The 25,551-nt window shown below is 66.0% G+C and carries 20 protein-coding genes and 2 tRNA genes; 14 read left to right on the top strand and 8 right to left on the bottom strand.

Annotation, left to right across the window (positions count from 1 at the left end; all coding sequences use genetic code 11):
* Positions 1–17: 17 nt before the first annotated feature.
* Together purC and purS are read left to right on the top strand one after the other, a co-directional pair.
* Complete coding sequence (gene purC / locus CVM50_RS14830; RefSeq protein ID WP_085888223.1) at positions 18–776, top strand: phosphoribosylaminoimidazolesuccinocarboxamide synthase; 759 nt, start codon at positions 18–20, stop codon at positions 774–776.
* A 14-nt stretch (positions 777–790) separates the two neighbouring features.
* A complete protein-coding gene (purS, locus tag CVM50_RS14825; RefSeq protein ID WP_085888222.1) occupies positions 791–1,024 on the top strand; it encodes a phosphoribosylformylglycinamidine synthase subunit PurS in 234 nt (77 codons plus the stop codon).
* Between the two features lie 123 nt (positions 1,025–1,147).
* Here purS and CVM50_RS14820 read toward each other — a convergent pair whose 3' ends face one another.
* A complete protein-coding gene (locus tag CVM50_RS14820) occupies positions 1,148–1,609 on the bottom strand; it encodes a GFA family protein (RefSeq protein ID WP_085888221.1) in 462 nt (153 codons plus the stop codon).
* Between the two features lie 146 nt (positions 1,610–1,755).
* On the opposite strand from CVM50_RS14820, the gene purQ reads away from it, so the two are divergent.
* From purQ to CVM50_RS14790, 6 genes are all read left to right on the top strand, one after another.
* Positions 1,756–2,424 carry a phosphoribosylformylglycinamidine synthase subunit PurQ gene (gene purQ, locus CVM50_RS14815; protein ID WP_085888220.1) on the top strand — a complete coding sequence of 223 codons (669 nt, stop codon included), beginning with the start codon at positions 1,756–1,758 and terminating at the stop codon, positions 2,422–2,424.
* A 360-nt stretch (positions 2,425–2,784) separates the two neighbouring features.
* Entirely contained in the window at positions 2,785–4,539 is a 1,755-nt protein-coding gene (locus tag CVM50_RS14810; protein WP_085888219.1) for a sensor histidine kinase, read from the top strand.
* A gap of 23 nt (positions 4,540–4,562) precedes the next feature.
* Positions 4,563–5,900 carry a sigma-54-dependent transcriptional regulator gene (locus tag CVM50_RS14805; RefSeq protein WP_085888218.1) on the top strand — a complete coding sequence of 446 codons (1,338 nt, stop codon included), beginning with the start codon at positions 4,563–4,565 and terminating at the stop codon, positions 5,898–5,900.
* Between the two features lie 710 nt (positions 5,901–6,610).
* Positions 6,611–9,310, top strand: coding sequence for an Rne/Rng family ribonuclease (locus tag CVM50_RS14800; protein WP_085888217.1), 2,700 nt, complete (start codon positions 6,611–6,613; stop codon positions 9,308–9,310).
* A gap of 240 nt (positions 9,311–9,550) precedes the next feature.
* A tRNA-Asp gene (locus CVM50_RS14795) sits at positions 9,551–9,627 on the top strand.
* A gap of 139 nt (positions 9,628–9,766) precedes the next feature.
* Positions 9,767–9,843, top strand: a tRNA-Asp gene (locus CVM50_RS14790).
* A 316-nt stretch (positions 9,844–10,159) separates the two neighbouring features.
* Here CVM50_RS14790 and CVM50_RS14785 read toward each other — a convergent pair.
* Positions 10,160–10,567: a hypothetical protein gene (locus CVM50_RS14785; protein ID WP_085888216.1), complete on the bottom strand. Its 408-nt coding sequence runs from the start codon at positions 10,565–10,567 to the stop codon at positions 10,160–10,162.
* A 56-nt stretch (positions 10,568–10,623) separates the two neighbouring features.
* Positions 10,624–12,018, bottom strand: coding sequence for a dipeptidase (locus tag CVM50_RS14780; RefSeq protein ID WP_085888215.1), 1,395 nt, complete (start codon positions 12,016–12,018; stop codon positions 10,624–10,626).
* 611 nt (positions 12,019–12,629) lie between these two features.
* Here CVM50_RS14780 and hemA point away from each other — a divergent pair.
* From hemA to ispG, 4 genes are all read left to right on the top strand, one after another.
* Positions 12,630–13,853, top strand: coding sequence for a 5-aminolevulinate synthase (gene hemA, locus CVM50_RS14775; protein WP_085888214.1), 1,224 nt, complete (start codon positions 12,630–12,632; stop codon positions 13,851–13,853).
* Positions 13,854–14,314: 461 nt separating this feature from the next.
* Positions 14,315–15,616: a helix-turn-helix domain-containing protein gene (locus CVM50_RS14770; protein ID WP_085888213.1), complete on the top strand. Its 1,302-nt coding sequence runs from the start codon at positions 14,315–14,317 to the stop codon at positions 15,614–15,616.
* Positions 15,617–15,805: 189 nt separating this feature from the next.
* Positions 15,806–16,522 (top strand): class I SAM-dependent methyltransferase, encoded by a 717-nt coding sequence (locus tag CVM50_RS14765; protein ID WP_085888212.1) that lies wholly within the window; start codon positions 15,806–15,808, stop codon positions 16,520–16,522.
* A gap of 133 nt (positions 16,523–16,655) precedes the next feature.
* Positions 16,656–17,786 carry a flavodoxin-dependent (E)-4-hydroxy-3-methylbut-2-enyl-diphosphate synthase gene (gene ispG / locus CVM50_RS14760; RefSeq protein ID WP_085888211.1) on the top strand — a complete coding sequence of 377 codons (1,131 nt, stop codon included), beginning with the start codon at positions 16,656–16,658 and terminating at the stop codon, positions 17,784–17,786.
* A 259-nt stretch (positions 17,787–18,045) separates the two neighbouring features.
* Here ispG and CVM50_RS14755 read toward each other — a convergent pair whose 3' ends face one another.
* Both CVM50_RS14755 and CVM50_RS14750 read right to left on the bottom strand, forming a co-directional pair.
* The gene (locus CVM50_RS14755; protein ID WP_157792194.1) at positions 18,046–18,783 is read right to left on the bottom strand and encodes a thioredoxin domain-containing protein; all 738 of its coding nucleotides are present in this window, start codon (positions 18,781–18,783) and stop codon (positions 18,046–18,048) included.
* Entirely contained in the window at positions 18,780–19,586 is an 807-nt protein-coding gene (locus CVM50_RS14750; protein WP_232618254.1) for a DsbA family protein, read from the bottom strand. Before CVM50_RS14750 ends, CVM50_RS14755 begins: the two co-directional genes overlap by 4 nt.
* Before the next feature lie 537 nt (positions 19,587–20,123).
* Between CVM50_RS14750 and CVM50_RS14745 the strand changes: the two genes are divergently transcribed.
* Entirely contained in the window at positions 20,124–21,281 is a 1,158-nt protein-coding gene (locus CVM50_RS14745; protein WP_085888545.1) for a pyridoxal phosphate-dependent aminotransferase, read from the top strand.
* Between the two features lie 79 nt (positions 21,282–21,360).
* Here CVM50_RS14745 and CVM50_RS14740 read toward each other — a convergent pair whose 3' ends face one another.
* Positions 21,361–22,182 (bottom strand): helix-turn-helix domain-containing protein, encoded by an 822-nt coding sequence (locus tag CVM50_RS14740; RefSeq protein ID WP_085888209.1) that lies wholly within the window; start codon positions 22,180–22,182, stop codon positions 21,361–21,363.
* A 237-nt stretch (positions 22,183–22,419) separates the two neighbouring features.
* Between CVM50_RS14740 and CVM50_RS14735 the strand changes: the two genes are divergently transcribed.
* Positions 22,420–22,800, top strand: coding sequence for a hypothetical protein (locus tag CVM50_RS14735; protein WP_085888208.1), 381 nt, complete (start codon positions 22,420–22,422; stop codon positions 22,798–22,800).
* 123 nt (positions 22,801–22,923) lie between these two features.
* Here the strand turns inward: CVM50_RS14735 and ilvN are convergent, their stop codons facing one another.
* On the bottom strand, positions 22,924–23,487 hold the full coding sequence (gene ilvN, locus CVM50_RS14730) for an acetolactate synthase small subunit (RefSeq protein WP_085888207.1): 564 nt from the start codon (positions 23,485–23,487) through the stop codon (positions 22,924–22,926).
* 67 nt (positions 23,488–23,554) lie between these two features.
* Positions 23,555–25,309: an acetolactate synthase 3 large subunit gene (locus CVM50_RS14725; RefSeq protein WP_085888206.1), complete on the bottom strand. Its 1,755-nt coding sequence runs from the start codon at positions 25,307–25,309 to the stop codon at positions 23,555–23,557.
* Positions 25,310–25,551: the final 242 nt, after the last annotated feature.

Below are 25,551 nucleotides of genomic sequence, written 5' to 3'. Positions count from 1 at the left end.
AGAGAGGCCGCACGCCCATGGCAAGACGCAAGAAAATCTACGAAGGCAAGGCGAAGATCCTGTACGAAGGCCCGGAACCCGGCACCATCGTGCAATATTTCAAGGACGATGCCACCGCGTTCAACGCCCAGAAAAAGGACGTGATCGAGGGCAAGGGCGTGCTGAACAACCGCCTGAGCGAATTCTTCATGACCGGGCTGGCGAACATCGGCGTGCCGACGCACTTCATTCGCCGCCTTAACATGCGTGAACAGCTGGTGCGCAGCTGCGAGATCATCCCGCTGGAGATCATCGTGCGCAACACCGCCGCCGGTTCCATGTCGAAGCGCCTCGGCATCGAGGAAGGCACGCAGCTGCCGCGCCCGATCGTGGAATACTGCCTGAAGAACGACGAGCTGGGCGATCCGCTGGTCAGCGAAGAGCATATCGCCGCCTTCGGCTGGGCCAGCCAGCAGGACATGGACGACATCGTCCACCTGGCGCTGCGCGTGAACGATTTCCTGTCCGGTGTCATGCTGGCCGTCGGCATCAAGCTGGTCGATTTCAAGATCGAGGTCGGTCGCGTCTACGAGGGCGACTTCCAGCGCCTGATCGTGGCCGACGAGATCAGCCCCGATAGCTGCCGCCTGTGGGATATCGAGACGGGCAAGCACCTGGACAAGGACGTGTTCCGTCGCGACCTGGGCAGCCTGACCGATGCCTATACCGAAGTGGCGCAGCGCCTTGGCGTGATGCCGCGGTCCAACGGGGCCACCAAGCCCACGCTGATCAACTGAAGGAGCCGCCCGATATGAAAGCCCGTGTGCATGTCATGCTGAAGACCGGTGTTCTGGACCCCCAGGGCGAGGCCGTGCGCCACGCGCTCGGCGGTCTGGGCTTTGAGGGCGTCGAAGGCGTCCGCCAGGGCAAGGTGATCGAGCTGGACCTGGCCGATGGCACCACTGAGGAAACGGTGACCGAAATGTGCGAGAAGCTGCTCGCCAACACGGTGATCGAAAGCTACTCGATCGAGATGGGCGCCTGAGCCAGCGCGCCCCGCTCAAGGATTTGGGAAGGCCCCGTCGCAGGATCTGCGGCGGGGCCTTTTCGTTGTGTGGCAGGGCGCTTGAACGGTAGGGGGCTGGCACGGCAGGGCCGAGCCGCTGGCTCAGAGCCGTTCGGCGGCGAAGGCGGCCATCAGTTCGGGAAAGCTTTCCATCTCCGGGAAACGGTCGAAGCCGTGGGGGGCAAGCTCCGGCACCCAGGGCAGGGCTTCCGCCCGCTGGGTTTCAATGAAGGGGCGGGTCCAGGTCGGGTCGTCGAAGAGCGCGGAGCGCAGGTTGACGAAATCGAAGCCCGTCATCTGGGTGTAGACCCAGCTGTGGCACTCCGGGCAGGCGTAGTGGGTCAGGTCGGGGGATCCGGCCCCGGCGGTCACCGGGGTGCCTTCGGTCACGCGAAAGGCGTCCGCGGCCACCATCATGGTCAGGGAAAAGGCGCTGGAGGCCATCCGCTGGCAGCCGGTGCAGTGGCAGGCGGCGGTCATGAAGGGCGGGGCTGTGATCTCCATCCGCAGGGCGCCGCAGCGGCAGGCGCCGCTGAGCGGCGTGTCGGGGGTTGGCAGGGGCATGGCGGGTCTCCTTCGGGGTTTCCGCGGATCCTAGCATCCCGGCGAGGGCCGGGCGAGTGGCCTGATCCGGGGCGCGCAGGCTTGATCCGTCTGTCCCTTGCGCGTATGAGCCGCATCAGATCCCTTCCCGCGCCACGGAGCCTGCCATGAAAGCCGCCGTCCTCGTCTTCCCCGGGTCCAACTGCGACCGTGACCTGCAAGTGGCCTTCGAGAAGGCCGGCGCCGAGGTCACCATGGTCTGGCACAAGGATCATGAGCTGCCCGAGGGTGTCGATATCGTCGGCGTGCCCGGCGGTTTCAGCTACGGTGACTACCTGCGCTGCGGCGCCATCGCGGCGAACTCGCCCATCTGCACCTCTCTGAAGGCCCACGTGGATCGCGGCGGCTATGCCATCGGCATCTGCAACGGCTTCCAGGTGCTGACCGAGACCCGCATCCTGCCGGGCGCGCTGCTGCGCAATGCCAACCTGAAATACATCTGCAAGACCGTGCCGCTGACGGTGCAGACCTCGGAAAGCATCTTCACCCGCCAGTACAACGCCGGCACCACGGTGCATATCCCGATCGCCCACCACGACGGCAACTACCAGGCGGATGACGAGCTGTTGGCCGAGCTGCGCGGCGAGGATCGGGTGGCCTTCACCTACGACGACAACCCGAACGGCTCTGCGGGCGCCATCGCCGGTGTGCTTTCGGCCAACCGCCGGGTGCTGGGTATGATGCCCCACCCCGAGCGCGCCGCCGACGCGGGCCATGGTGGTACCGATGGCGCCGGGGTTTTCCAGGGGATCCTGGACGCGCTGGTCGAGGCCTGATTTCGGGTTCCGGTTTTGGGGGCTGAGGCCGGGCAGGGGGCGCTGCCCCCGTCGCCTGACGGCGACTCCCCCGGAGTATTTCCAGCCTTCAGGATGGGAAAGGGCGCGGCACATGGACGGCCCGGCCTGGGCGCCCTTTGGGTATCCTCCGCCAACGAGCGTCGCGCCCCTGCTAGTCGACAGCGACGTGGCTCTGCCCGTTCGGGCCTGAAGCGCGCCATCGGCGCCTTTCCGGGGCGGCCCTCACCACCCGTCGGAGGCATGGGGCTGGTCTTCGAAGGGCCCATATCGGCGCTTTGCCGCCTGTGTCGTGCCCTTGTCTGCTTGAGCGTACGGCCCCGAGCGGTGTAATTTCGCCCAATGGAGAACGAAAGCCCCCCGGCCGGTCATTCCGGCCGCACCATTTCCTGGCGCGCGCGCATCGCCCTGGCGTTGTTCCTGGTCGTGGTGATCGTCATCATGGCCGTGACGAACGCCATGCTGATGCAGCGCTATACCGAGCCGACCCGCAACCGGGCCGAGCTGCGCCTGGCACTGTTCGGGGCCAATATCGTCAGTGAACTGCAACTGAATTCGATCGTGCCGCAGCTGCTGGCCCGCGACCAGGAGCTGATCGGCGCGCTCAACAGCGACGACTTCAGCACCTCGACCCTGCGGTTGATGTCCTTCCTCGACGAGATCAGCGCCCAGGGGCTGGTGCTGCTGGACGAGGACGGGCGCATCGTGGCTGCCACCAATCGAAACCGCCTGGGCGAGAACCACCGCCAGAGCCGCTATTTCATCGAGGCGCAGCGCTCCAACGGGACTGTGTTCAGCGTCATCCCCCGCGAAACCGGCGGCTTCAGCTTCGTCTATTCGCGGCGCATCGACTTCCAGGGCAGCCTGATCGGGGTCATCATGGTGGAGGCCGACCTGGCGAAGTTCGAACGCTCCTGGGCGGGGATCTCGGACGCGCTGCTGGTCAAGGACAGCGAGGGGCGGATCATCCTGTCGACCGAACCGCTGTGGCGCGGTCTGACCGAGGATCAGGCCGTGGCGCGCGAAACGCCCTCCTCCGCCATCGAGCGGGCGCTCTATGCCACCACCGACTGGACGACCGAGGTGGATGGCTACCTGGAGGGGGAAGCGGTGATGCGCGTCGGCTCTCGCATCCCGTTCCGCGGCTGGCAGGTGGTCAGCTATACCTCCTACCAGTCCGTGCGCGAGCAGGTGAACGGTGTTCTGGCGCTGGAAATCATGGGCTTCGCCATCCTTCTAGCACTGGCCTTCTACGCCCTGTCGCGCAAGACCATGCTGCGGCTGTCGGTCTTCCAGCGGGAGTCGGCGGATCTGCGCGCGCTGAACGAACGGCTGCAGCGGGAAATCGCCGAACGGGAGCGCATGGAGAAGAACCTGGAGGTGGCCGAACAGACCATCGCCCAGAGCCAGAAACTGGCCGCCCTGGGCGAGATGTCGGCGGCCGTGGCGCATGAGCTGAACCAGCCGCTGGCGGCGATGAAGACCTACCTGGCCGGCGCGCAGCTGCTGCTGAAGCGCGCTCGCCCCGACGAGGCCTTGGCCAGCTTCAGCCGGATCGACGATCTGATCGGTCGCATGGGCGCCATCACTCGCCAGCTGAAGAGCTACGCGCGCACTGGCGGGGACGGGTTCACCCCTGTAAACGTTGGCGATGCGCTGGCGTCGTCCCTGTCGATGATGGAACCGCAGCTGCGTCAGCGGCGGGTGCGGATCACCCGCGCGCTGCCAGAACGCCCGGTTATGGTCATGGCCGACCGGGTGCGCCTGGAGCAGGTGATGATCAACCTGCTGAAGAACGCGCTGGATGCCACCGCCAACGTGGAGGATGCGAAGATCGACATCCTTCTGTCGGCGGGGGAGACGGCCACGCTGACCGTGCGCGACAACGGCGAGGGGATCCAGGACCTGGATGCCCTGTTCGAGCCATTCTACACCACCAAGCAGCCCGGTGACGGTACCGGCCTGGGCCTGGCGATCTCGTCAGGGATCATTGCCGACCTAGGTGGTCGGCTGACGGCCCGGAACGCCGAGGCGGGCGGCGCGGTTTTCGAGGTGCAGCTTCCGATCCTCTCGGATGAGATCGAAGCGGCAGAGTAACGACAAGAGCGGAGAAACGTGAGATGCAGAAGGCCATGAAGATCGCGATCGTCGATGACGAGCAGGACATGCGTCAGTCGATCAGCCAGTGGCTGGCCCTGTCGGGCTACGATACCGAGACCTTCCCCAGTGCGGAGGAGGCGCTGAAGACGCTCGGCCCCGATTACCCCGGCATCGTGATTTCGGACATCAAGATGCCCGGCATGGACGGGATGACCTTCCTGAAGAAGCTCATGGGCACCGACAGTTCGCTGCCGGTCATCATGATCACCGGCCACGGTGACGTGCCGATGGCGGTGGAAGCGATGCGTCTGGGCGCCTTCGACTTCCTCGAAAAGCCGTTCAACCCGGACAAGATGACGGCTCTGGCCAAGAAGGCGGCCAATGCCCGCCGGCTGACCATGGACAACCGCCAGCTGCGGCGCGAACTGTCCGATGGCGGCCAGATCATGAAAAAGCTGATCGGGACCTCTCCGGTGATGGAGCGCCTGCGCGAGGACATTCTGGATCTGGGCCAGGCAGATGGCCATGTCCTGATCGACGGCGAGACCGGCACCGGCAAGACCCTGGTGGCCCATGCGCTGCACGCCGTGGGCGCCCGCGCCGGCAAGAAGTTCGTCCTGCTCAGCTGTGCCGCCCTGGAGGAGGAGCAGCTGTCGAAACGCCTCTTCGGTCCGATGCAGCCGGACGACAGCCAGCTGCCGGCCGTCGAGGAGGCCCGCGGCGGCACCCTGGTGCTGGAAGACATCGAGGCGCTGTCGGAAAGCCTGCAAGCGCGGCTGCTGTCGGCGATCAACGAGCAGGGCACGCCGTCCGAGACGCGGATCGTCGCGATCTCCAACCTGCAGGAGCAGGATCGCACCTGCGAGGACGTGCTGCGCCCCGATCTCTTCTACCGCCTGGCCGCGCTGCGCATCACCGTGCCGCCGCTGCGCCAGCGGGGCGAGGACATCCTGGCGCTGTTCACGCGCCTGTCCGAGCAGTTTGCCGACGAATACGGCTGTGACGCGCCGCAGGTGACGGCGCAGGAGGCCGCGCAACTGCTGCAGGCGCCCTGGCCGGGCAACGTGCGCCAGCTGATCAACGTGGCCGAACGCGCCGTGCTGCAGTCGCGCCGCGGTTCCGGCACCATCGCCTCGCTGCTGATGAGCGAGAACGAGGAGATGCAGCCGGTGATGACCACCGAAGGCAAGCCGCTGAAGGAATATGTCGAGGCGTTCGAGCGGATGCTGATCGACAACACAATGCGCCGCCACAAGGGCTCGATCTCCTCCGTCATGGAAGAGCTGTGCCTGCCGCGCCGGACCCTGAACGAGAAGATGGCGAAATACGGTCTGCAGCGCGCCGATTACCTGAACTGAGTGAGGGCGGGCAGGGCGCACGGATCGTGTCCTGCCCGTCACCCCCGGGCCCTCCCTGTAGGGCGACCCATGTCGTGGAGGAACTCGGGCGGATGATCCTTGTGCCGCTCTCCGGTCCTGGCCAGCGCCTCAGTTGCCGGGGCGTCTGATTGCTTACGGGCGAGGCGCGCGGGGTTCCTGCGGCCTCTCTTGCCGAGCCGGCAAGGTGGTCAGAGCGAGGGCATTCTGCGGTTCCCGTTTCGGCTGTGCTATTTTCTGCATTGTCAGAGGCCCACAATGCACCTTATGTTCATGAAACGGCCATAAGCGTTTCCATCGAGGTTTCGCAGAGGCCTGAAGAGTTTCGCTGGCCCCGGATGTGACGGGAAGAACCTCCGTTCGGACGCCAGATCGATTGAACCCCTGATGGGTTTCGCACTTGCCGAAGGATCTTACGGGGTCGCTTCGGTTCAGAATGGGCGGCTGCCCGGCACCAGGAAGCCTCGGACGGTTCACGAAACCGGGGGCTTAACCGGGCCGGAAGGTCGTCGGAGAAGAAACGCGATGACGCGCGACAGGATCGAGACAGGCCGGAGGCACGCCCATGCAGGCGGCCCTTGCCGCGTCGACGCCGGCGCCCAAGTCGCCCCTGACAGTCACGCCCTCAATGCCTTCGCTCCCCCCGGGTTCCGCCCGGGCGACGGGGGCGTTTCGGCGTGCAATTGGAACACATGGCCAAGAAAATGCTTATCGACGCCACCCACGCGGAAGAAACCCGCGTCGTGGTGGTGGATGGAAACAAGGTCGAGGAATTCGACTTCGAATCCGAGAACAAACGGCAACTCGCCGGCAATATCTACCTTGCAAAGGTAACCCGGGTCGAACCGTCGCTGCAGGCGGCCTTCGTCGATTACGGCGGCAACCGCCACGGTTTCCTCGCCTTCTCGGAGATCCACCCCGATTACTACCAGATCCCCGTCGCGGACCGTGAGGCCCTGATGGAGGAAGAGCGCGCCTATGCCGAGGCGGTGCGCGCCCGCGAGGAAGAAGACGAGAAGCCGAAGAAGAGCCGCTCGCGCACCCGCTCCCGCGCCGCCAAGGCCGACAGCGCCGATGCGACGGTCTCCCGGGAAGCAACCGACGGCGACAGCGACCAGATCGAGGGGATGGAAACCATCGACCTCGACGCGGGCGATGTCCCCGAAGAGGGCAGCTCGCCCATGGAAACCGTGCGCGAGACGCCGGTCGAGGAGCCCGAGGACGGGTCCGGCGACGAGGCGCTGAGCGCCGAGGATGACGCGGCCGAGGCCTCCGACGACAGCAGCGATGACGACGACGGCGAAGCCGAGGGCAACGCCCCGCGCAAGGACCGGTCGCGCTCGCGCAGCTCTTCGGAGAAGGACAGCGACATCGAGTCGGTGGCCGATGACGACGACCACGAGGATATTCGCCCGCCGCGCAAGCCGCGGCCCAAGCGCTACAAGATCCAGGAAGTCATCAAGGTCCGCCAGATCCTGCTGGTGCAGGTCGTCAAGGAAGAGCGCGGCAACAAGGGCGCGGCCCTGACCACCTACCTCTCCCTCGCAGGCCGCTACTGCGTCCTGATGCCCAACACCGCCCGCGGTGGCGGCATCTCTCGCAAGATCACCAACGCCGCCGACCGCAAGAAGCTGAAGGAAATCGCCGCCGAGATCGACGTGCCGACCGGCGCGGGCCTGATCGTGCGCACGGCGGGCGCCAAGCGCACCAAGACCGAGATCAAGCGCGACTACGAGTACCTGCAGCGGCTGTGGGAACAGATCCGCGAGCTGACGCTGAAGTCCATCGCGCCGGCGAAGATCTACGAGGAAGGCGACCTGATCAAACGCTCGATCCGCGACCTCTACTCGCGCGAGATCGACGAGGTTCTGGTGGAAGGCGAACGCGGCTACCGCAACGCCAAGGACTTCATGAAGATGATCATGCCGTCCCACGCAAAGAACGTGAAGCATTACACCGATCCGCTGCCGTTGTTCGCGCGATACCAGGTCGAAAGCTACCTGGGCGGCATGTTCAACCCGACGGTGCAGCTGAAATCCGGTGGCTACATCGTGATCGGCGTGACCGAGGCGCTGGTGGCGATCGACGTGAACTCCGGCCGGGCCACCAAGGAAGGCTCGATCGAGGAGACCGCGACCAAGACCAACCTGGAAGCCGCCGAAGAGGTGGCGCGCCAGCTGCGTCTGCGCGACCTTGCCGGCTTGATCGTCATCGACTTCATCGACATGGACGAGCGCAAGAATAACCTCGCGGTCGAGAAGAAGCTGAAGGACAAGCTGAAGACCGACCGCGCGCGTATTCAGGTCGGCCGCATCTCGGGCTTCGGCCTGCTGGAGATGTCGCGCCAGCGTCTGCGCCCCGGCATGATCGAGGCCACGACGCAGCCCTGTTCGCATTGCCACGGCACCGGCCTGATCCGGTCCGACGACAACATGGCCCTGTCGGTCCTGCGCCAGATCGAGGAAGAGGGCACCCGCCGCCGTACCCGCGAGGTTCTGGTGAAGGTCCCCGTGGGCATTGCCAACTACCTGATGAACCAGAAGCGCGAGCATGTGGCGATGATCGAGGCCCGTTACGGCATGGCCGTGCGGATCGAGGGCGTGCCCTCGATGGTCTCGCCCGATTGCGAGATCGAGAAGTTCAAGACCGCCACCCGCAAGGTGGCCGAGGTGGCCCATGTCATCTCCGCCAGCAGCTCGCTGATGGACAGCATCGACGAGTCGAGCGAGGACGAGGACGAGAGCGAGGTTCCGGAAACCCCGGAGGAGGAGACCACCTCCTCCGACGAGAGCAACCGCTCCGAGGCGCCCTCCGGCAATGGTGAGGACGGCGATCAGCCGAAGAAGAAACGTCGTCGGCGTCGCCGGCGTCGGAAGAGCAAGGGCGACAATGGCTCTGGCGATGATTCCATGAGCGGAGACGACAACGTCTCCGGCGAGGATCAGCAGCCGGCGAAGGCGGCAGAGGCCGAAGCGCCGAAGGACAGCGCCCCCAAGGGCAAGCCGGACCCCGAGGCCGCGCCCGCAGAGGCGAAGGTCGAGGCCAAGGCAGCCGAGGAGGCCGCCCCCGTGGCCGAAGCGGCCCCTGCGGCGGAAGACGCGCCTGCCGCGGCCGAAGCGCCGGCCCAGGACGCGACGCCGGTCGCTGTCGAGACGCCCGCTGCGGAGACCTCCGAGGATGCACCCGCCCCCGAGGCCGAACCGGCTGCCGAGGAGGTTGCGGAGACGCCCGAGGCGGAAACCGCCGAAGCTGCCCCGGCAGAGGCCGAGGAGACGCCCGCCGAGGAAGAGCGCGCACCGGAGCCTGCCATGGCCGAGGCCGAGCCCGCGAAGGAGGCCGAAGAGGCCGACCAGGCAAAGCCCAAGAAACGTGGCTGGTGGTCGCTGGGCTGATCCCGCGCCCCATACCCCGACACGGAAGGCCGCCCCCCGGGGCGGCCTTCTTGCGTTTCATGGTGTGCAGGCGCTGCCCTGGTGCGGTCTCTCGGGGGTAGGCGCGCCTCCGCGGCATTCGCGGCACGAGGGAGGATAAAGCGATGTATTTCAAATGGATGCGTGTTTTTCCAATTATTGTCGCTTTTCCTGCTTGACGGTTTGGGCCCCTCCGCTTAGAACGCCCTCCACGGTGAGAGAGCGGTTGTAGCTCAGTTGGTTAGAGTGCCGGCCTGTCACGCCGGAGGTCGCGGGTTCGAGCCCCGTCAACCGCGCCATCACCGTGCTAGAAAGCGTCCCTTCGGGGGCGCTTTTTGCGTTTCGGGCCAAGGCGTTGCGCCGTCCAAAATTCCTTGGGCAGGGGGCGCATTTTCTCATTGACCTGCCCGGCGCCCCAGACTATTCCACGCCCTACGCGCGGTTGTAGCTCAGTTGGTTAGAGTGCCGGCCTGTCACGCCGGAGGTCGCGGGTTCGAGCCCCGTCAACCGCGCCACTTATCTTCCAGATCATCTTTAGATGCCCACGGTCGAAGTGGCCACGACGCGCGCCGGTCGCAGATCATGCCTGTCTCTGCCGCATGCCACGCCCGGCCTGCACGGCAGGGCGCCAGATCGCTCTCGACATCCTCGTCCTGGATGCCTCTAGCCGAGAGGACCTCCTGTCCCAAGCAGGCGTGCTCCGCCGACGGCAAGCATCGTCCCGCCTCTTCACGTCGTGGGAGATACTCCGGGGGAGTCTCCGGCACGGAGACGGGGGCGGAGCCCCCCGCTGCCGTCGCACCCCGGCCTGACGCCGCTCGTGTGCGCTTCTCAGGGCCGCGAGTGCAGATCCGCATAGGTGAACCCGTCCGGCCAGATACCGATCCACAGCCAGCGCTTGCGGTGCTGCAGCTGGTAGAGGACGTGATCCAGGTGCGCCTGGTCGAGCCAGAGGCGGATCGTCTTGTCCTCTTCCTTGTAATAGGGGGGCTTCAGGTCCTCGGGGGCGCGAAAGCGCAGGATGCCGCGCGTCACCCGGGAACTGGGGGAGGCGATACCGGTCACCTCGATCTGGCTGAGGCCGCGCAACGCGGGCGCGGCCTCGGCGCCGGTTGTGTGGATCATGTCCTGCACCAGCAGGATCTCCCGCCGGATGTCCGTCACCGCCGCCGAGGCATAGGGTTCGGCCTCGATGGCATGCAGGCGGGCGTCGATCTCTTCTTCGATATTCAGGGCCATGGCATCTCTCCTCCGGCCGGCGAAACGGGGCGGGGGAGAGACGCGCGGCGGTTTCGTCAGCGGCTCAGCGCGTCCAGCACCCGGGCCCAGCTTCTGATTCCTTTATGAAAGGAGTTAAGATCGTATTTCTCGTTGGGGGAGTGCAGCGCATCATCCTCCAGCCCGAAGCCGATCAGCATGGCGTTCATGTCCAGCAGGCGGCCGAAATGCCCCGCGATCGGGATGGACCCGCCGCAGCCGATATAGGCCGCCGGGTTGGGCCATTCGTCGGACAGGGCCTGACGCGCCTTCTCGAAGGCCGGGTCGGAGATGTCCATCTGCCCCGCGCCCGAGGCGCCATGGGCCTTGAACTCCACCTTGCAGTCCTCGGGCAGCAACTCCTGCACATAGGCGCGGAAGCTTTCGCGGATCGCATGGGGATCCTGCTGGCCGACCAGGCGGAAGGAGATTTTCATGTGCGCCTGCGAGGGCAGCACGGTCTTGAACCCTTCGGAGGTATAGCCGCCCCAGATCCCGTTCACCTCGCAGGTGGGACGGGACCAGACCATTTCCAGCGGCGTCCGATCCTGCTCGCCCGCCGGTTTCGACAGGCCCACGTCGCCCAGGAACTTGTCCGCGTCGAAGCCCAGGCCCTCCCACTGTGCCATCAGTTCCGCCGGCATCTCCGGCACGCCGTCGTAGAAGCCGGGGATGGTCACGCGGCCCTGGTCGTCATGCAGCGCCGCCACGACTTTGGACAGCGCGCGGATCGGGTTCATCGCCGCCCCGCCGTAGAAGCCCGAATGCAGGTCCTTGTCCGGCCCCGTCACCATCAGCTCCTCGCCCAGCATGCCGCGCAGCATGGTCACGATCGCCGGCGTCTTGGGGTCGAACATGGCGGTATCGCAGATCAGGGCGACGTCCGCCTTCAACTCCTCGGCGTTCTCCTTCATGTAGGGGATCAGCGACGGCGAGCCGCTTTCCTCCTCGCCCTCGAAGAAGAAGGTGATGCGGCAGGGCAGCTGCCCGTGCACTTCGGTCCAGGCGCGGCAGGCCTCGACGAAGGTCATCAGCTGGCCCTTGTCATCGGACGACCCGCGACCACGGATGACGCGGCCCTTGGGCGTATCCTGGATCTCCGGCTCGAAGGGCGGTGTGTTCCACAGCTCCAGCGGGTCTACGGGCTGCACGTCGTAGTGGCCGTAGAACAGCAGGTGCGGCACGTCCTCGCCCTCGGGGCCGACATGGCCCACGACCATCGGATGGCCGGGGGTGGGGCGCTTCGACACCTTGGCGCCGATCGAGGTCAGATCGGCCACCAGCCAGTCGGCGGCGGTTTCGCAATCCGCCTTGTAGGCCGGATCGGTCGAGATGGAGGGGATTCGCAGCAGCTCCATCAGTCGCTGGGTGGCATCATCCAGATCGCCGTCGATATGGTTCAGCACGGGATCCAGGGAGGGTGAGGCGGACATGGCGGCTCCTTTCGCGGTTTCGGGCGGAGCGTACCACCGGGCGGCGGAGTGTCCAGCCGCGCCGGAGTGGAGCCGGAGAACGCCCCTGGGCCTCACATGCACGACCCCGCCAGCCGGGGGGCAGACGGGGTCGCAAAAAAAGGGTCGGTGCTGAAAAGGCCTGAAGAAAACGGGTAAACTTGTAGGGGCATTCTGCTGTGCCCGGTGCGGAGCGGTAAAGTAAGGGATACCCGACCTTTTGACACCGGCGGGAGGGAGCGACCGCGGGCAGGCGGGCGCGGCGCGGGGCCGCCTGCTGGAAAAGTCCTGCGCCTCTCGCCAGATAGCCGTCCCGGCTTGACCCATGTCAAAGTTGCGGGGGGCGGCATTTTGTAACGCTTCCGACGCGGGGGGATGATCTTATTTTCATTCCAAAGTGAGGTTCGGGATGTTACACCCGAACCGCCCGAGGGGTTTCAGTGCCCGCGGACAGACCCGAGGCGGCCCGTCATTTGGCGGACCCGATGAGAGACGGACCGAGAGCAGCAAGGGCCCGCACGGGGCTCGTAAAGCCCGTGACAGACCGGCAGCGGCCCGCCAAGGTGAAGACGAAGCAAGGAAAGACCAAGCCCGTGACTTACGAAGCCCAACTCGACCAGGCACTCGGCAAGCTGCATGATGAAGGGCGCTACCGCACCTTTATCGACATCGTTCGTCACAAGGGGCATTTCCCGCATGCGACCTGGCGCCGTCCCGACGGGAGCGAGCGCCCGGTGACCGTGTGGTGCGGTAACGACTACCTCGGCATGGGGCAGCACCCGGTGGTGCTGGAGGCCATGCATGACGCGCTGGACAAGGCGGGCGCGGGCTCGGGCGGCACGCGCAACATTTCGGGCACGACGCTCTATCACAAGGCGCTGGAGGCAGAGATTGCCGACCTGCACCAGAAGGAAGCGGCACTGGTCTTCACCTCCGCCTACGTGGCCAATGACGCGACGCTGTCGACCCTGCCGAAGCTCTTCCCGGGCCTCATCATTTATTCCGACGCGCTGAACCACGCCTCGATGATCGAGGGCGTGCGCCGCAACGGCGGCGCCAAGCGTATCTTCCGGCACAACGATGTGGACCATCTGCGCGAACTGCTGGAGGCCGACGATCCGGCGGCGCCGAAGCTGATCGCGTTTGAATCGGTCTATTCGATGGACGGCGATTTCGGCCGCATCGACGAGATCTGCGACCTGGCCGACGAATTCAACGCCCTGACCTATATCGACGAGGTCCACGCGGTCGGCATGTACGGCCCCCGCGGCGGCGGCGTGACCGAACGGGACAACAACGTGCACCGCATCGACATCGTCAACGGCACCATGGCCAAGGCCTTCGGCGTGCTGGGCGGCTATATCGCGGCCTCGGCCAAGATGGTGGACGCCATTCGCTCCTACGCGCCGGGCTTCATCTTCTCCAGCTCGCTGCCGCCCGCCGTGGCCGCCGGCTGTGCCGCCTCGATCCGCCATCTGAAAGGCGACCAGGCGTTGCGTGACAAGCACCAGGAAGGCGCTTCCATCCTGAAGACCCGGTTCAAGGCCCTGGGCCTGCCGCTGATCGACCATGGCAGCCACATCGTGCCGGTGATCGTCGGCAATCCGGTGCACACCAAGATGCTTTCGGACATGCTGCTGGACGATCACGGCATCTACGTGCAGCCGATCAATTTCCCCACCGTGCCACGCGGCACGGAGCGCCTGCGCTTTACCCCCAGCCCGGTGCACGGACCGCTGGAGACCGAGAAGCTGATCCGCGCCATGGACAGCCTTTGGTCGCACTGCGCCCTTAACCGCCAGGAAATGGCGGGCTGAACGGGGCGGGGCGCGATACTGCCCGTATGACCAGTTCCGCAAACACCCGGGCCAGGCCCGGGTGCTTTCATTTCCGGGGGCCGGGGCAGGGCGTTCGGGGTTTAGGGGGGGCGAGAGTTTGCGAAAAGAGGCCGCGGCCAGAGTTCGCCGGCGGCCAGGCGCCCTTCATTCTTCGGTAAGGGTTTCACGCTTTGTTACCGGGACTGTTACCAGCGGCATAACCCGTAAGCGGTTCCGACGGGTCGGTTTTTCCGCGTTGATCCGGGTGTCTGGTGGGGGAAAAGGCGAGATGGCACGAGGTCCCACAATCTGTGCGCGCTGCGCGGATGGGCGCCTAAATGTGGCGGTCACAGCGCTATTCGCGCACCAAATAGCTTGAAACATGTTACCGTATTCTAAACAAAGAAGCCGACTCGAATCGGGGGATTTACGGGTCGACTCAAGGCAAACGGGGCAGCGGGATGATACGGCGCAGGCAGCCTGACAGGGGAAAAGTACCCAACGATCCGAGAGGATTCGACGACTTCGAGCTGCGGCTCGGGGACGTGATGCGGGGCGAGCGCGCGACCATGGGTAAGTCGCTTCTGGACGTGCAGCGCGAGTTGCGGATCAAGGCAAATTACATTGCCGCGATCGAGAACGCCGACCCCGATGCATTCGATACACCCGGTTTCATCGCAGGCTACGTGCGCTCCTACGCGCGCTACCTCGGCATGGAGCCGGATGAGACCTACGCGCAATTCTGTGCCGAAAGCGGGTTCACCACCGCGCACGGCATGTCGGCAGACGCCTCCTCGCGCGCCAAGCCCGATGCCCGGCTGGAGCCGCGCAAGGCCAAGCGGGCGCCGGGCAGCGATCCCTTCACCGACCCCAACACCCCCTTCGTGCCCCAGGGCGAAAGCTTCCTGTCGCGCATCGAGCCGGCGGCCATCGGGTCGTCGCTGGTGCTGCTTGCGGTGATCGGTGGCCTGGCCTACGGCGGCTACCGCGTGCTGAACGAGGTCCAGCAGGTGCGCTTCGCCCCGGTCGAAAACACCCCGGACGTGCTGGCCGATATCGATCCGCTGGCGGGGGCTACCCGCGTGGTCGAGGACCCGGTGCAAAGCGCCGAGGCCTCCGGCGTCTTCAACCCGCCGCGTGACGGCATGGACCGGCTCTATCGCCCGAAGGCGCTGGATGTGCCGGTGGTCGTGTCCCGGGATGCCCCGATTTCCACGCTGAACCCGTCGCAGATCGGCACCTTCGCCCAAGCGGGCGCGGGGGCGACCGGCCTCGTTTCGGGCCGCGCCCGGTCGGGCAGCCAGATGAGCGAGGAAGACCGCGCCGTGGCCCTGGCCTTGGGCCTGGAAAGTGATGAAGGCGTGACCGATGGCGGCGCCGCACCCGGCTCGCCGCAGGTAGTCGCCGAAGCCCGGGCTGGCGTCAGCCTGGTGGCCGTGCGCCCCGCCTGGGTGCGGGTGCAGAGCAACGACGGCACCATCCTCTTCGAGAAGATCCTGGATGCGGGGGAGACCTACGAACTGCCCAGGACCGAGGATGCGCCGGTGCTGCGCGCAGGCATGTCGGGGTCGATCTACTTCCAGGTGGATGGCGAGTATTACGGCCCCGCCGGTGACGGGACCAGCACGATCCGCAACGTGGGCCTGTCGGTCGATGGCCTGAAGACAAGCTATGCCGTGGCCGACCTGTCGCGCGACCCCGAGGCCGAGCGGATGATCGCCGTGGCCGAGGCGGATCTGGGCCAGATGGTCGTCGAGGACTGAGCGACATCATCGCCGCATGAGTTTCCGAAACGCCCGGGCCACGCGCCCGGGCGTTTGCATTTCATGCCGCCCTGCGCGGCCCCAGGGTCGTGGGGCGAGGGGAGGACCCTTCATGGAACCTTGTCTTGCCAGCCTGGCCAACGATCCTTAGGAGAGGGTCTCTTTGCGAAAGGAAGCGGGGGCAGGGCGATGCAGGATGCGATCAACGGCTGGGCGGCCTCGGCCGAGGCCTGGATGGACAGCCAGGGCGCTGAGGGTGATTTCGCGCGCCGCTGGATCCTCGACCGGGTGATGCTGGAGCGGGTGGAGGCGCAGCAGCCCAAGGCGCGCGCGGCCCTCGACGTCGGCTGTGGCGAGGGGCGCTTCTGCCGCCTCCTGCGGGATCGCGGCATCCCCGCGACGGGGCTGGAGCCGGTGGAGGCCCTGCGCACGCAGGCCGAGGCGCTGGACCCGACGGGTCGCTATTGCGCGGGTCAGGCCGAGGCGCTGCCCTTCGACGACGGCAGTTTCGATCTGGTGGTCAGCTATCTGACGCTGATCGACATTGACGGGCTGGAGGAGGCCCTGGCCGAGATGGTGCGGGTGCTGCGGCCGGGCGGTCAACTGCTGATCGCCAACATCAATCCCTTCTGCTCCGCCGGGGGCTGGGTGAAGGATGCCGAGGGCCGATCGCTCCATTTCGCCGCTGACCGCTACCTGGAGATCCGGGCGGAATGGCAGGAATGGGCCGGGATCCGCATCCTCAACTGGCATCGTCCGATGGAGGCCTACATGCAGCCACTGCTGCGCGCCGGCCTGCGCCTGACTCATTTCAGTGAACCGGCCCCCCATGGCGGCCCCGCCGAACGGGTGGAGAAATACACCCGTCTGCCGTGGTTCCACATCATGGAGTGGCGCAAGGATTAGTCCTGTCGGGCCGAGTGGGGTTTCGCGCGTCGCCCCGGCCTCCTATCTGTGAGGAAGGGCCGGGCGTGACGCATTGCACCGCTGCCCTGCCTGTCGTATCCAACGCCCAAAGCGCAACCAGAGGGCCTGTCCCATGTCGCATAATCCCGTCCGTCCCTGGCGTAACATCGACCGGCGCGAGAGCCGCCGGATCATGGTGGGTGACGTGCCCGTGGGGGGCGGTGCGCCGATCTCGGTGCAGACGATGACCAACACGGTCACCACCGACATCAAGGGTACCATCGCCCAGGTGCAGCGCGCCGCAGAGGCCGGGGCCGACATCGTGCGCGTTTCCGTGCCCGACCAGGACAGCGCCAAGGCCCTGAAGGAGATCTGCCGCGAAAGCCCGGTGCCGATCGTCGCGGACATCCATTTCCACTACAAGCGCGGCATCGAGGCCGCCGAGGCGGGCGCGGCCTGCCTGCGGATCAACCCCGGCAACATCGGGGATGAGAAACGGGTGGCCGAGGTCATCAAGGCGGCGCGGGACCACAACTGTTCGATCCGCATCGGCGTGAACGCCGGCAGCCTGGAAAAGCACCTGCTGGAAAAGTACGGCGAGCCGTGCCCGGACGCGATGGTGGAATCGGGCATGGATCACATCAAGATCCTGCAGGACCAAGACTTCCACGAGTTCAAGATCAGCGTGAAGGCCAGCGACGTCTTCATGTCGGCCATGGCCTACCAGATGCTGGCGGAACAGACGGACGCGCCCATTCACCTCGGGATCACCGAGGCGGGCGGGCTGACCTCCGGCACGATCAAGAGCGCCATCGGCCTGGGCCAGCTGCTCTGGATGGGTATCGGCGACACGCTGCGCGTCTCGCTGTCGGCCGATCCCGTGGAAGAGGTGAAGGTCGGCTACGAGATCCTGAAATCTCTCGGGCTGCGGCACCGGGGCGTCAACATCATCTCCTGCCCCTCCTGTGCGCGGCAGGGCTTCGACGTCATCAAGACGGTCGAGACGCTGGAACGGCGGCTGGAACACATCAAGACACCGATGAGCCTTTCGATCATCGGCTGCGTGGTGAACGGGCCGGGCGAGGCGCTGATGACCGACGTGGGCTTCACCGGCGGCGGCGCGGGCAGTGGGATGGTCTACCTGGCGGGCAAGGCCAGCCACAAGATGTCGAACGACCAGATGGTCGATCACATCGTCGAAGAGGTGGAAAAGCGCGCCCAGGCGATAGAGGACGGCAAGGTCGAGGCCCAGGCGGCGGAGTGATCCGGACCGCCGCGTTGGTCGGAGGCGTGGCGCCCCGTGGTCTCAGCTGCCGTGCAGCAGCAGCAGGACGACCAGCAGGCCTATGGCGATGCCGAACAGCGCCCGGCCCACGTGCCAGAGCACCACGGGCAGAAGCACGACCAGCTCCAGGAGCCGGTCGCTGAGGCGTCTTGGCCGTCTATGGAAGCTTTCCTCGCGCATGGCGGGAAGAATAGCACGCCTGGCTCGCCTGAAAATGTCACGCCGCCGTGATCGGCTTTTATTCGCTGAGGTAGCGCTTCAGCACGATCCCGGGCATGGCGCCCCGGATCAGCCGGTCGGGCATCACGTAGGAGGGGGAGGCGTCTAGCCCCAGCCGCGTAAACAGCGCGGCCTCGGCAGCGAGATCGGCGCGCAGGCTGTCGGAAAGGGGCAGGCTCTCCGGGTCGATGCCGGTCTGACGCAGAACGGCATCGGCATCCGCCCCGGGCGCCTCGGCCAGCGCGGTGCGGTAGGCCAGGGCGGCCTCTGGGCCTTGCGCCTCTTCCAGGGCGCGGGCCAGCAGGTCGGCACGGCTGTCGGACAGGCTGCGGCGTTCCACGCGCAGCCCCGGCATTTCCTCCACCAGCGCGCGCAGCTCGGCCTCGGCCTGCAGGCAGTCGGCGCAGCGCGCGGCGGTGAAGAGGGTGATCCCGGCAGGGCCGTTCGCCGCGCCGAAGCCCCGGGGCGTGACGTTGAACAGCGCCCCGGCCAGATCCGCGATCGTGGCGCGGTCCCCGGCGATCTCGGCGGCCAGGTCGGAGGCGGCATCAGCGGCCATGCGGCGCCGGGCCTCGGCGCGGGTCTGTTCAATCAGCTCCGGTTCCTCCAGCAGCAGCGCGCGCAGTTCTTGGCCCAGAAGGGCAGGATCGCGTTGCAGGGACTGCCAGAGGCCGTCGGCCCGCGCCCCGAGGGGGGCGAAGGCGATCGCGGGGGCGACGAGGCCGACAAGGGCCAGGGCGCGGCGTGGGCGCATCATTCCTGACGCAGGTCCGCCACGATGGAGCGCATGCCCTGCAGCGGTACGTAGCCGCGCAGCATGGTGTCCTCCATGATGAAGGTGGGCGTGCCGGTGATCTGCAGCTGCTGCGCCAGGGCGCGGTTGGCGTTGATCACGGCGTTGACCTCGTCGCTCTGCAGCTCGGCCAGCACCGGGGTCGGGTCGATCTGCAGCGAGCTCAGCAGGCGGGTGGCGGAGACTTCGTCATAGCCGCCGGAATAGGTCATCAGCGCGTCGTGCAGCGTCTTGTAGGCCTCGTCACCGGCGGTGATCTGGGTGGCGATGGCCAGGCGCGAGGCGGCAACGCTGTCTTCGCCCAGGATCGGGAATTCCTTCAGCACGAAGCGGATATTGCCGTCGCTTTCCACCAGCTCCTCGACCTCCTCGAAGGCCTTGCGGCAGTAGCCGCAGCGGTAGTCCATGAATTCCACCAGGGTGATGTCGCCCTCGGGGTTGCCGCCGACCCAGGAATGATCGTCGTTGAAGATCGCCTCGGCGTTCTGCTCGATCATCGAGACCTCGGCCTCGGCGGCCTGTTCCTGCTGGCGGTTCTCCAGCACCTGGATCGCTTCCAGCAGCACCTCGGGGTGTTCCATCAGGTAGGCGCGGACCTCGGCGCGGAACTGTTCGCGCTCCGGCTCGGTCAGGGGCGTGGTGCCGGGCACGCTTTCCTGCGCCAGCGCGGGCGCGGGCAGGGTGGAGGGCAGCAGGGCGGCGCCCAGGGCCAGGGCGGCGGTAGTGGCGGCGCCAAGCAGCGGGCGGGAACGAAGGCTTTGCATCATCTGGGATCTTTCATCGGGCCTGTCGGCCGTTTCGGGCCACCCGATGGGCGGGCGGCGGGACGCGGAAGACCTGCGCCGGTGCGGCGCGGCCCAGGGGAAGCCGCACGCAGGCGGCGGTGACGGGTCGGGGGCGGGGTCGTCTCTCCGCCTCCCTCATGGCATTCAACACATCCCGCCGGCCTTGCCAAGGTGGGCGCCCCTGCGGCACAGGGGCCGGGGCCGGGGCCGGGCGACCGGACAGACGCGCGTCTTTCGGGCGAGCGGTGGCAGGTTGGCGAGGTGTGGGACGCAGGGGCGTGGCGGGCCGAGGGCTGTCCGGGCTGGTTCCGCGCCGATGGCGCTTTTGACCCTCAGGGTGACGCGAATGGATCAAGTCCTGTGCAGGTGCAGCGGGAAAAATCAGGCGAACTGCAAAAACTGTGCGCAGGTGCACCATTTAACGCCCCCCTTTCGGGGCCAATATGGCCCCCCCTTCCTTGACCTTGCGCCACGCGCCTGTTGAAACCATGACATCTGCAACAATCATCGGAGATGCTCATGCGAGTTTCAACCCGCGGAGAGGTTGATGCCTTCATCGTGATGGACGTGATGACCCGTGCGGCCGAACTGGAGGCCGAGGGACGCCAGATCATTCACATGGAGGTCGGCCAACCCGGGACACCAGCGCCGAAGGCAGCACGCGACAAGCTGTCCAGGGCGTTGGAGACGGAGTCGCTGGGCTATTCCCTGACCGTCGGCCTGCCGGAGCTGCGTGAGGGCATCGCGAAGCTCTACGATCGCTGGTACGGGGTCGACCTGGACCCGGAACGGGTGATCGTCACCTCCGGATCCTCCGCCGGCTTCCTGCTCAGTTTTGCATCGCTTTTCGACGCCGGGGACCGGGTGGGGATCGGCGCGCCGGGCTACCCGTCCTATCTTCAGATTCTGAAGGCCATGGACCTGGAACCGGTGGTCCTTGAAACCGCCGAGGCGCGGCGGTTCCAGCCCGCGCCGGAGGACATCCGTGGCGTGGGCCTGGACGGTCTGATGGTCGCCTCTCCGGGCAACCCGTCGGGCACCATGCTGTCCAAGCCGGCGCTGACGGAGCTGGTCGAGGCGACCCAGGCCGAGGGCACCGCCCTGATCTCGGACGAGATCTACCACGGTCTGCACTACGAGGAGCGCGCCCATACCGCGCTGGAGATCACCGACGACACCTATGTCATCAACTCCTTCTCCAAGTATTTCAGCATGACTGGATGGCGCGTCGGCTGGATGGTGGTGCCCGAGGATCACGTGCGCCGGGTCGAGCGGCTGGCCCAGCACATGTTCATCTGTGCCCCCACGGCCAGCCAGGTTGTCGCCTGCGGCGCGCTGGAGGCGATGGACGAACTGGAGGAAAGCCGTGCGGTCTATGCACGCAATCGCGCCCTGCTGCTGAAAGGCCTGCCGAAGGCGGGCTTTGGTCACATCGCCCCGCCCGATGGTGGCTTCTACATCTATGCCGATGTCAGCGGGCTGACCGAGGACTCGCGCGCCTTCGCGCGGGAGATCCTGGAAGAGGCCGGGGTTGCCGTGACGCCGGGGCTTGATTTCGACAAGGCGCGCGGGCTGCGCACACTGCGCTTCTCTTACGCGGGCGCCACCGAGGATATCGAGGAGGGCCTGCTGCGGCTGGAGAAATTCATGGCCCGTCGCGGGGCGCTGGTCGATTGAAACGGCCCGCAGAATGATGAAAGGGGCGCCCGGCGGGCGCCCCTTTCCTGTTTACCGTGAGTGGGGAACCTTGCGGCGTTCAGCGGAAAGGTTCGCTGAGCCGCAGGAGCCGACGATGAAATGCCGGGATCTGATCCGCGTCGATCAGCCCCGCCTGGCGGGCGCTGGCGAAGACCTGGGCCGTGTTGCGGCCGAGATGTTCATAGACGACACGGGCCGCGCGCGGCCCCGAGGCCGCCTCGCGGATGGTGCGGGTGGTGTAGCCTTCCCAGAAATTGTTGTCGAAGGCGGCCACCCGGGCGAGGAAGTTGAACGAACAGGTCACCGAACCCCGGCGCGACACCAGGGCGGCGACGCCCTGTTCCTGAGCCATCAGCAGGCCACGGAACTCGCGGGTCTGCGGATCGTCGGGCAGACCCTGCTGGCGCATCGCCTCGCGGGCTTCGAAGCCGCGCAGGAAGGTGAACCCGTCCTCGCGCGAGACATGCACGAGGCCCAGAACGGCCTTTTCGCTGTCAATGAAGCTGACACGGGTGAAGCGGTAGAAGCCCGACGGAAACATCTGCTCATCCACCAGCGTGGCGGCCCGGCCCAGGTACTCGGCGATGATGGGGTGGCTCAGCAGGTCCTGATTGGCCGGCTTCACTTCGCTCACCGGTTCCAGCAGGATCCGGGCGTCGGTGCCGAAGAACTGGCAGATGCGGTGCAGGACGTCCGGACGCGGGAAGCTCTCTCCGGAGAGGTAGCGATTGTATTGCGTCCGGTTGATGCCCAGCTCGCGGCACAGGCCGGCGATGGACGGGTACTGGCTGCTGAGCTGTCGCAGATTCGCACCGAAGATGCCGCGGATTTCGACCGGCTTCAGGTCGGACTGATCGGTTTTGAAACCAAGGTTAACCACTTGTTATCTCTCCGGATGCGCGTTGATGGCATCTGCCCATCATTATTCCACTGATTGTGTCTTCTTCTTCCTTGATGTGACGCGAAAAGACGTCACGTATGTTTCTCTATAACGTCATTTTGTTATTGATGCGACACAAAAACAGACACCACGACACGGAAAGGCCTATGTAAAAGCGCGCGCTTTTCACTCATCCTGAATCAAGGGTAAACGCGTCTTCAATTCACGGGGAAGCCAATGTTCGGGATAGTTCTGTGGAGTGCAGCCGAGAACGACAGGGCGGTGGTCTGGTGCGAGGATCACGGTGATCTGGCGTTTTTCCGAGCGGAATCAGTGGGTAGCAAGGGAGCGCGGCCGCATCTTGATGCCGGCGACCTGCTTCAGTTCGAGCTGAATGAGCGAGGGGACATGCGCCTGGTGGAGAACCCGCGCGTGGTCGCCGAGGAACACTACCCGTCGCTGGCCTGCAAATTGCGCGAAGTGGGGGACATCCGCCCGAAAGCGGGCGCTAGGTCGCATCCGACGCCGCCCAGCGACAACGGGCGCCCGATCGTGGTGCCATTCCCCGGCAAGGCACAGCGTGATGCTAAAAAGCGTCAGAAGGGGCATATCGCCTGAGCGGTATGGCGTCGCTTGGGGCTCGAGCGCAATAATTTGCCAAACGAAAAGCCGCGCGGGCCTCGCGCGGCTTTTGCTGTTTCAGGGGGTGTTCCGGGGGGCGCAGGGCCAGAGGCCCCGCCGTCAGCCTTCGCCGCGCGACAGCGCCGCGACGCCGGTACGGGCCAGCTCAGCCAGGCCCAGGGGGCGCATCAGCTCGGCGAAGGCGTCGATCTTGTCGGGCGTGCCGGTCAGCTCGAAGGTGAAGCTCGACAGCGTGGAATCCACCACCTTGGCGCGGAAGATATCCGCCAGGCGCAGCGCCTCGACCCGCTTGTCGCCGTCGCCTGCAACCTTGATCAGCGCCAGCTCACGTTCCACCGTGGGGCCTTCGACGGTCAGGTCGTTGACCTGGTGGACCGGCACGATGCGGCCCAGTTGGGCCTTGATCTGTTCGATCACCTGCGGCGTACCGCGGGTGACGATGGTGATGCGGGACCGCTTGCCGGTGTGATCCACCTCGGCCACCGTCAGGCTTTCGATGTTATAGCCGCGACCCGAGAACAGGCCGATGACCCGTGCCAGCACGCCGGCCTCGTTGTCCACGACCACCGCCAGCGTGTGCTGCTCGATCGTGTCCGAGAAGGTGGGACGTAGGTTGTAGGCGGAATGGCTCGTCGAGCCTTTTTTCAGTTTCAGAGCGTTCATCTTCTTTCCTCCGAAGGGGATCCGTTGAGACGGCAGGGCGGGGCGGGCCCGCCTTACCTTCGGTTCATCACACCAGCACGGCGCCACCGGCCTGGATGGCGCCTTCGGTCGAGGCGTCGCCAAGCAGCATCTCGTTATGCGCCTTGCCCGACGGGATCATCGGGAAGCAGTTCTCGTGTTTCTCCACCAGGCAGTCGAAGATCACCGGGCCGTCGTAATTGATCATCTCCATGATCGCGTCGTCGAGGTCTGCCGGGTCGGAGCATTGGATGCCCTTGGCGCCGAAGGCCTCGGCCAGCTTGACGAAATCAGGCAGGCTTTCCGACCAGCTCGACGAATAGCGTTCGCCGTGCAGCAACTGCTGCCACTGGCGCACCATGCCCAGACGTTCGTTGTTCAGGATGAACTGTTTCACCGGCAGGCCGTACTGCATGGCCGTGCCCATTTCCTGCATGTTCATCAGCCAGGACGCCTCGCCGGCGACGTTGATGACCAGCGCGCCCGGATGCGCTTGCTGCACGCCCACGGAGGCGGGGAAGCCGTAGCCCATGGTGCCCAGGCCGCCGGAGGTCATCCAGCGGTTGGGATCGTCGAAATGCAGGAACTGCGCGGCCCACATCTGGTGCTGGCCGACCTCGGTGGTGATGTAGCGATCCATACCCTTGGTCAGGGCCTCCAGCCGCTCCAGCGCGTACTGGGGTTTGATGATCGTTTCCGAGTTCCTGTAGGCAAGACAGTTCTTCGTCTTCCAGCCCTCGATCCTCTGCCACCACTTGGCCAGCGCCTCGCGGTCCATCTTGCGTCCGCGAGCCTTCCAGACGCGCAGCAGGTCTTCCAGCACATGGGCCACATCGCCGACGATGGGGAAATCGACATGGATGATCTTGTTGATCGAGCTGGGGTCGATGTCGATATGGGCCTTCACAGAATGCGGCGAGAAGGCATCGGTGCGGCCGGTGATCCGGTCGTCGAAGCGGGCGCCGACACAGATCATCAGATCGCAGTCGTGCATCGCCATGTTCGCCTCGTAAAGGCCGTGCATGCCGAGCATCCCCAGCCATTTGTCGCCGGAGGCCGGGTAGGCGCCGAGGCCCATCAGGGTCGAGGTGATCGGCGCGCCGGTGGCTTCCACCAGCTCGCGCAGAAGCTGGCTGGCTGCGGGGCCGGAATTGATGACGCCGCCGCCGGTGTAGAAGACGGGCTTCTTGGCGGTTTCAAGGGCGGCGACCAGCTCGGTGATCTCCTCCATGTCGCCCTTCACGGGCGGCTGGTAGCGGAATTCCGAGGCTTTCGGCTTGGGCGTGTAGGTGCCGGTGGCGAACTGCACGTCCTTGGGGATGTCGACCAGGACGGGGCCGGGGCGGCCCGAGGTGGCGACATGGAAGGCGGCATGCAGCAGGCGCGGCAGGTCCTCGGTATCCTGAACCAGCCAGTTATGCTTGGTGCAGGGGCGGGTGATGCCGACGGTGTCGGCTTCCTGGAAGCCGTCGGTTCCGATCATGAAGGTGGGGACCTGGCCCGACAGGACGATCAGGGGGATGGAATCCATCAGCGCGTCGGTCAGGCCCGTCACGGCGTTGGTCGCGCCGGGGCCGGAGGTCACCAGGGCCACGCCCGGCTTGCCGGTGGAGCGCGCATAGCCTTCGGCGGCATGCACCGCGGCCTGTTCGTGACGCACCAGGATGTGGCGAATGTCGTTCTGCTGGAAGATCTCGTCATAGATCGGCAGGACGGCCCCGCCGGGATAGCCGAATACCGTGTCCACACCCTGATCCCTCAGGGCCTGGACCACCATTTTCGCACCGCTCATCTGACGTGCCATCTTGCTTCTCCGTCTGTCGCCGCAGGGGCGGCTTCTCCTCACACCGCGGCCAGGCCGCGGACAATAAAAAACCCCCGGGGGACAATCCGGGGGCGCATGGGATCCTGATAGGGTTTCCGGCTTTCACCGGCCCACGCGCCAAGCTCCTACAATAATTACTAGTGCGGTCATGTCCCGAGGGCTCCTTCAGTCGTGAGAGGAGGAATAGGAGGTCGGTGAAGCGAGGTCAATGGCTAATCCAG

Source organism: Pseudooceanicola marinus (genome assembly GCF_002786295.1).
Lineage (GTDB): Bacteria > Pseudomonadota > Alphaproteobacteria > Rhodobacterales > Rhodobacteraceae > Pseudooceanicola > Pseudooceanicola marinus.
Note: the sequence above shows the minus strand (reverse complement) of the source record. Positions and strands in the feature narration are given on the sequence as shown.

What these genes read in the sequence shown, in the direction of transcription:
- purC (WP_085888223.1), top strand. Translation starts at nt 18, where the DNA reads ATGGCAAGACGCAAGAAAATCTACGAAGGCAAGGCGAAGATCCTGTAC.
- purS (WP_085888222.1), top strand. Translation starts at nt 791, where the DNA reads ATGAAAGCCCGTGTGCATGTCATGCTGAAGACCGGTGTTCTGGACCCC.
- CVM50_RS14820 (WP_085888221.1), bottom strand. Translation starts at nt 1,609, where the DNA reads ATGCCCCTGCCAACCCCCGACACGCCGCTCAGCGGCGCCTGCCGCTGC.
- purQ (WP_085888220.1), top strand. Translation starts at nt 1,756, where the DNA reads ATGAAAGCCGCCGTCCTCGTCTTCCCCGGGTCCAACTGCGACCGTGAC.
- CVM50_RS14810 (WP_085888219.1), top strand. Translation starts at nt 2,785, where the DNA reads ATGGAGAACGAAAGCCCCCCGGCCGGTCATTCCGGCCGCACCATTTCC.
- CVM50_RS14805 (WP_085888218.1), top strand. Translation starts at nt 4,563, where the DNA reads ATGCAGAAGGCCATGAAGATCGCGATCGTCGATGACGAGCAGGACATG.
- CVM50_RS14800 (WP_085888217.1), top strand. Translation starts at nt 6,611, where the DNA reads ATGGCCAAGAAAATGCTTATCGACGCCACCCACGCGGAAGAAACCCGC.
- CVM50_RS14785 (WP_085888216.1), bottom strand. Translation starts at nt 10,567, where the DNA reads ATGGCCCTGAATATCGAAGAAGAGATCGACGCCCGCCTGCATGCCATC.
- CVM50_RS14780 (WP_085888215.1), bottom strand. Translation starts at nt 12,018, where the DNA reads ATGTCCGCCTCACCCTCCCTGGATCCCGTGCTGAACCATATCGACGGC.
- CVM50_RS14770 (WP_085888213.1), top strand. Translation starts at nt 14,315, where the DNA reads ATGATACGGCGCAGGCAGCCTGACAGGGGAAAAGTACCCAACGATCCG.
- CVM50_RS14765 (WP_085888212.1), top strand. Translation starts at nt 15,806, where the DNA reads ATGCAGGATGCGATCAACGGCTGGGCGGCCTCGGCCGAGGCCTGGATG.
- ispG (WP_085888211.1), top strand. Translation starts at nt 16,656, where the DNA reads ATGTCGCATAATCCCGTCCGTCCCTGGCGTAACATCGACCGGCGCGAG.
- CVM50_RS14755 (WP_157792194.1), bottom strand. Translation starts at nt 18,783, where the DNA reads ATGATGCGCCCACGCCGCGCCCTGGCCCTTGTCGGCCTCGTCGCCCCC.
- CVM50_RS14750 (WP_232618254.1), bottom strand. Translation starts at nt 19,586, where the DNA reads ATGATGCAAAGCCTTCGTTCCCGCCCGCTGCTTGGCGCCGCCACTACC.
- CVM50_RS14745 (WP_085888545.1), top strand. Translation starts at nt 20,124, where the DNA reads ATGCGAGTTTCAACCCGCGGAGAGGTTGATGCCTTCATCGTGATGGAC.
- CVM50_RS14735 (WP_085888208.1), top strand. Translation starts at nt 22,420, where the DNA reads ATGTTCGGGATAGTTCTGTGGAGTGCAGCCGAGAACGACAGGGCGGTG.
- ilvN (WP_085888207.1), bottom strand. Translation starts at nt 23,487, where the DNA reads ATGAACGCTCTGAAACTGAAAAAAGGCTCGACGAGCCATTCCGCCTAC.
- CVM50_RS14725 (WP_085888206.1), bottom strand. Translation starts at nt 25,309, where the DNA reads ATGGCACGTCAGATGAGCGGTGCGAAAATGGTGGTCCAGGCCCTGAGG.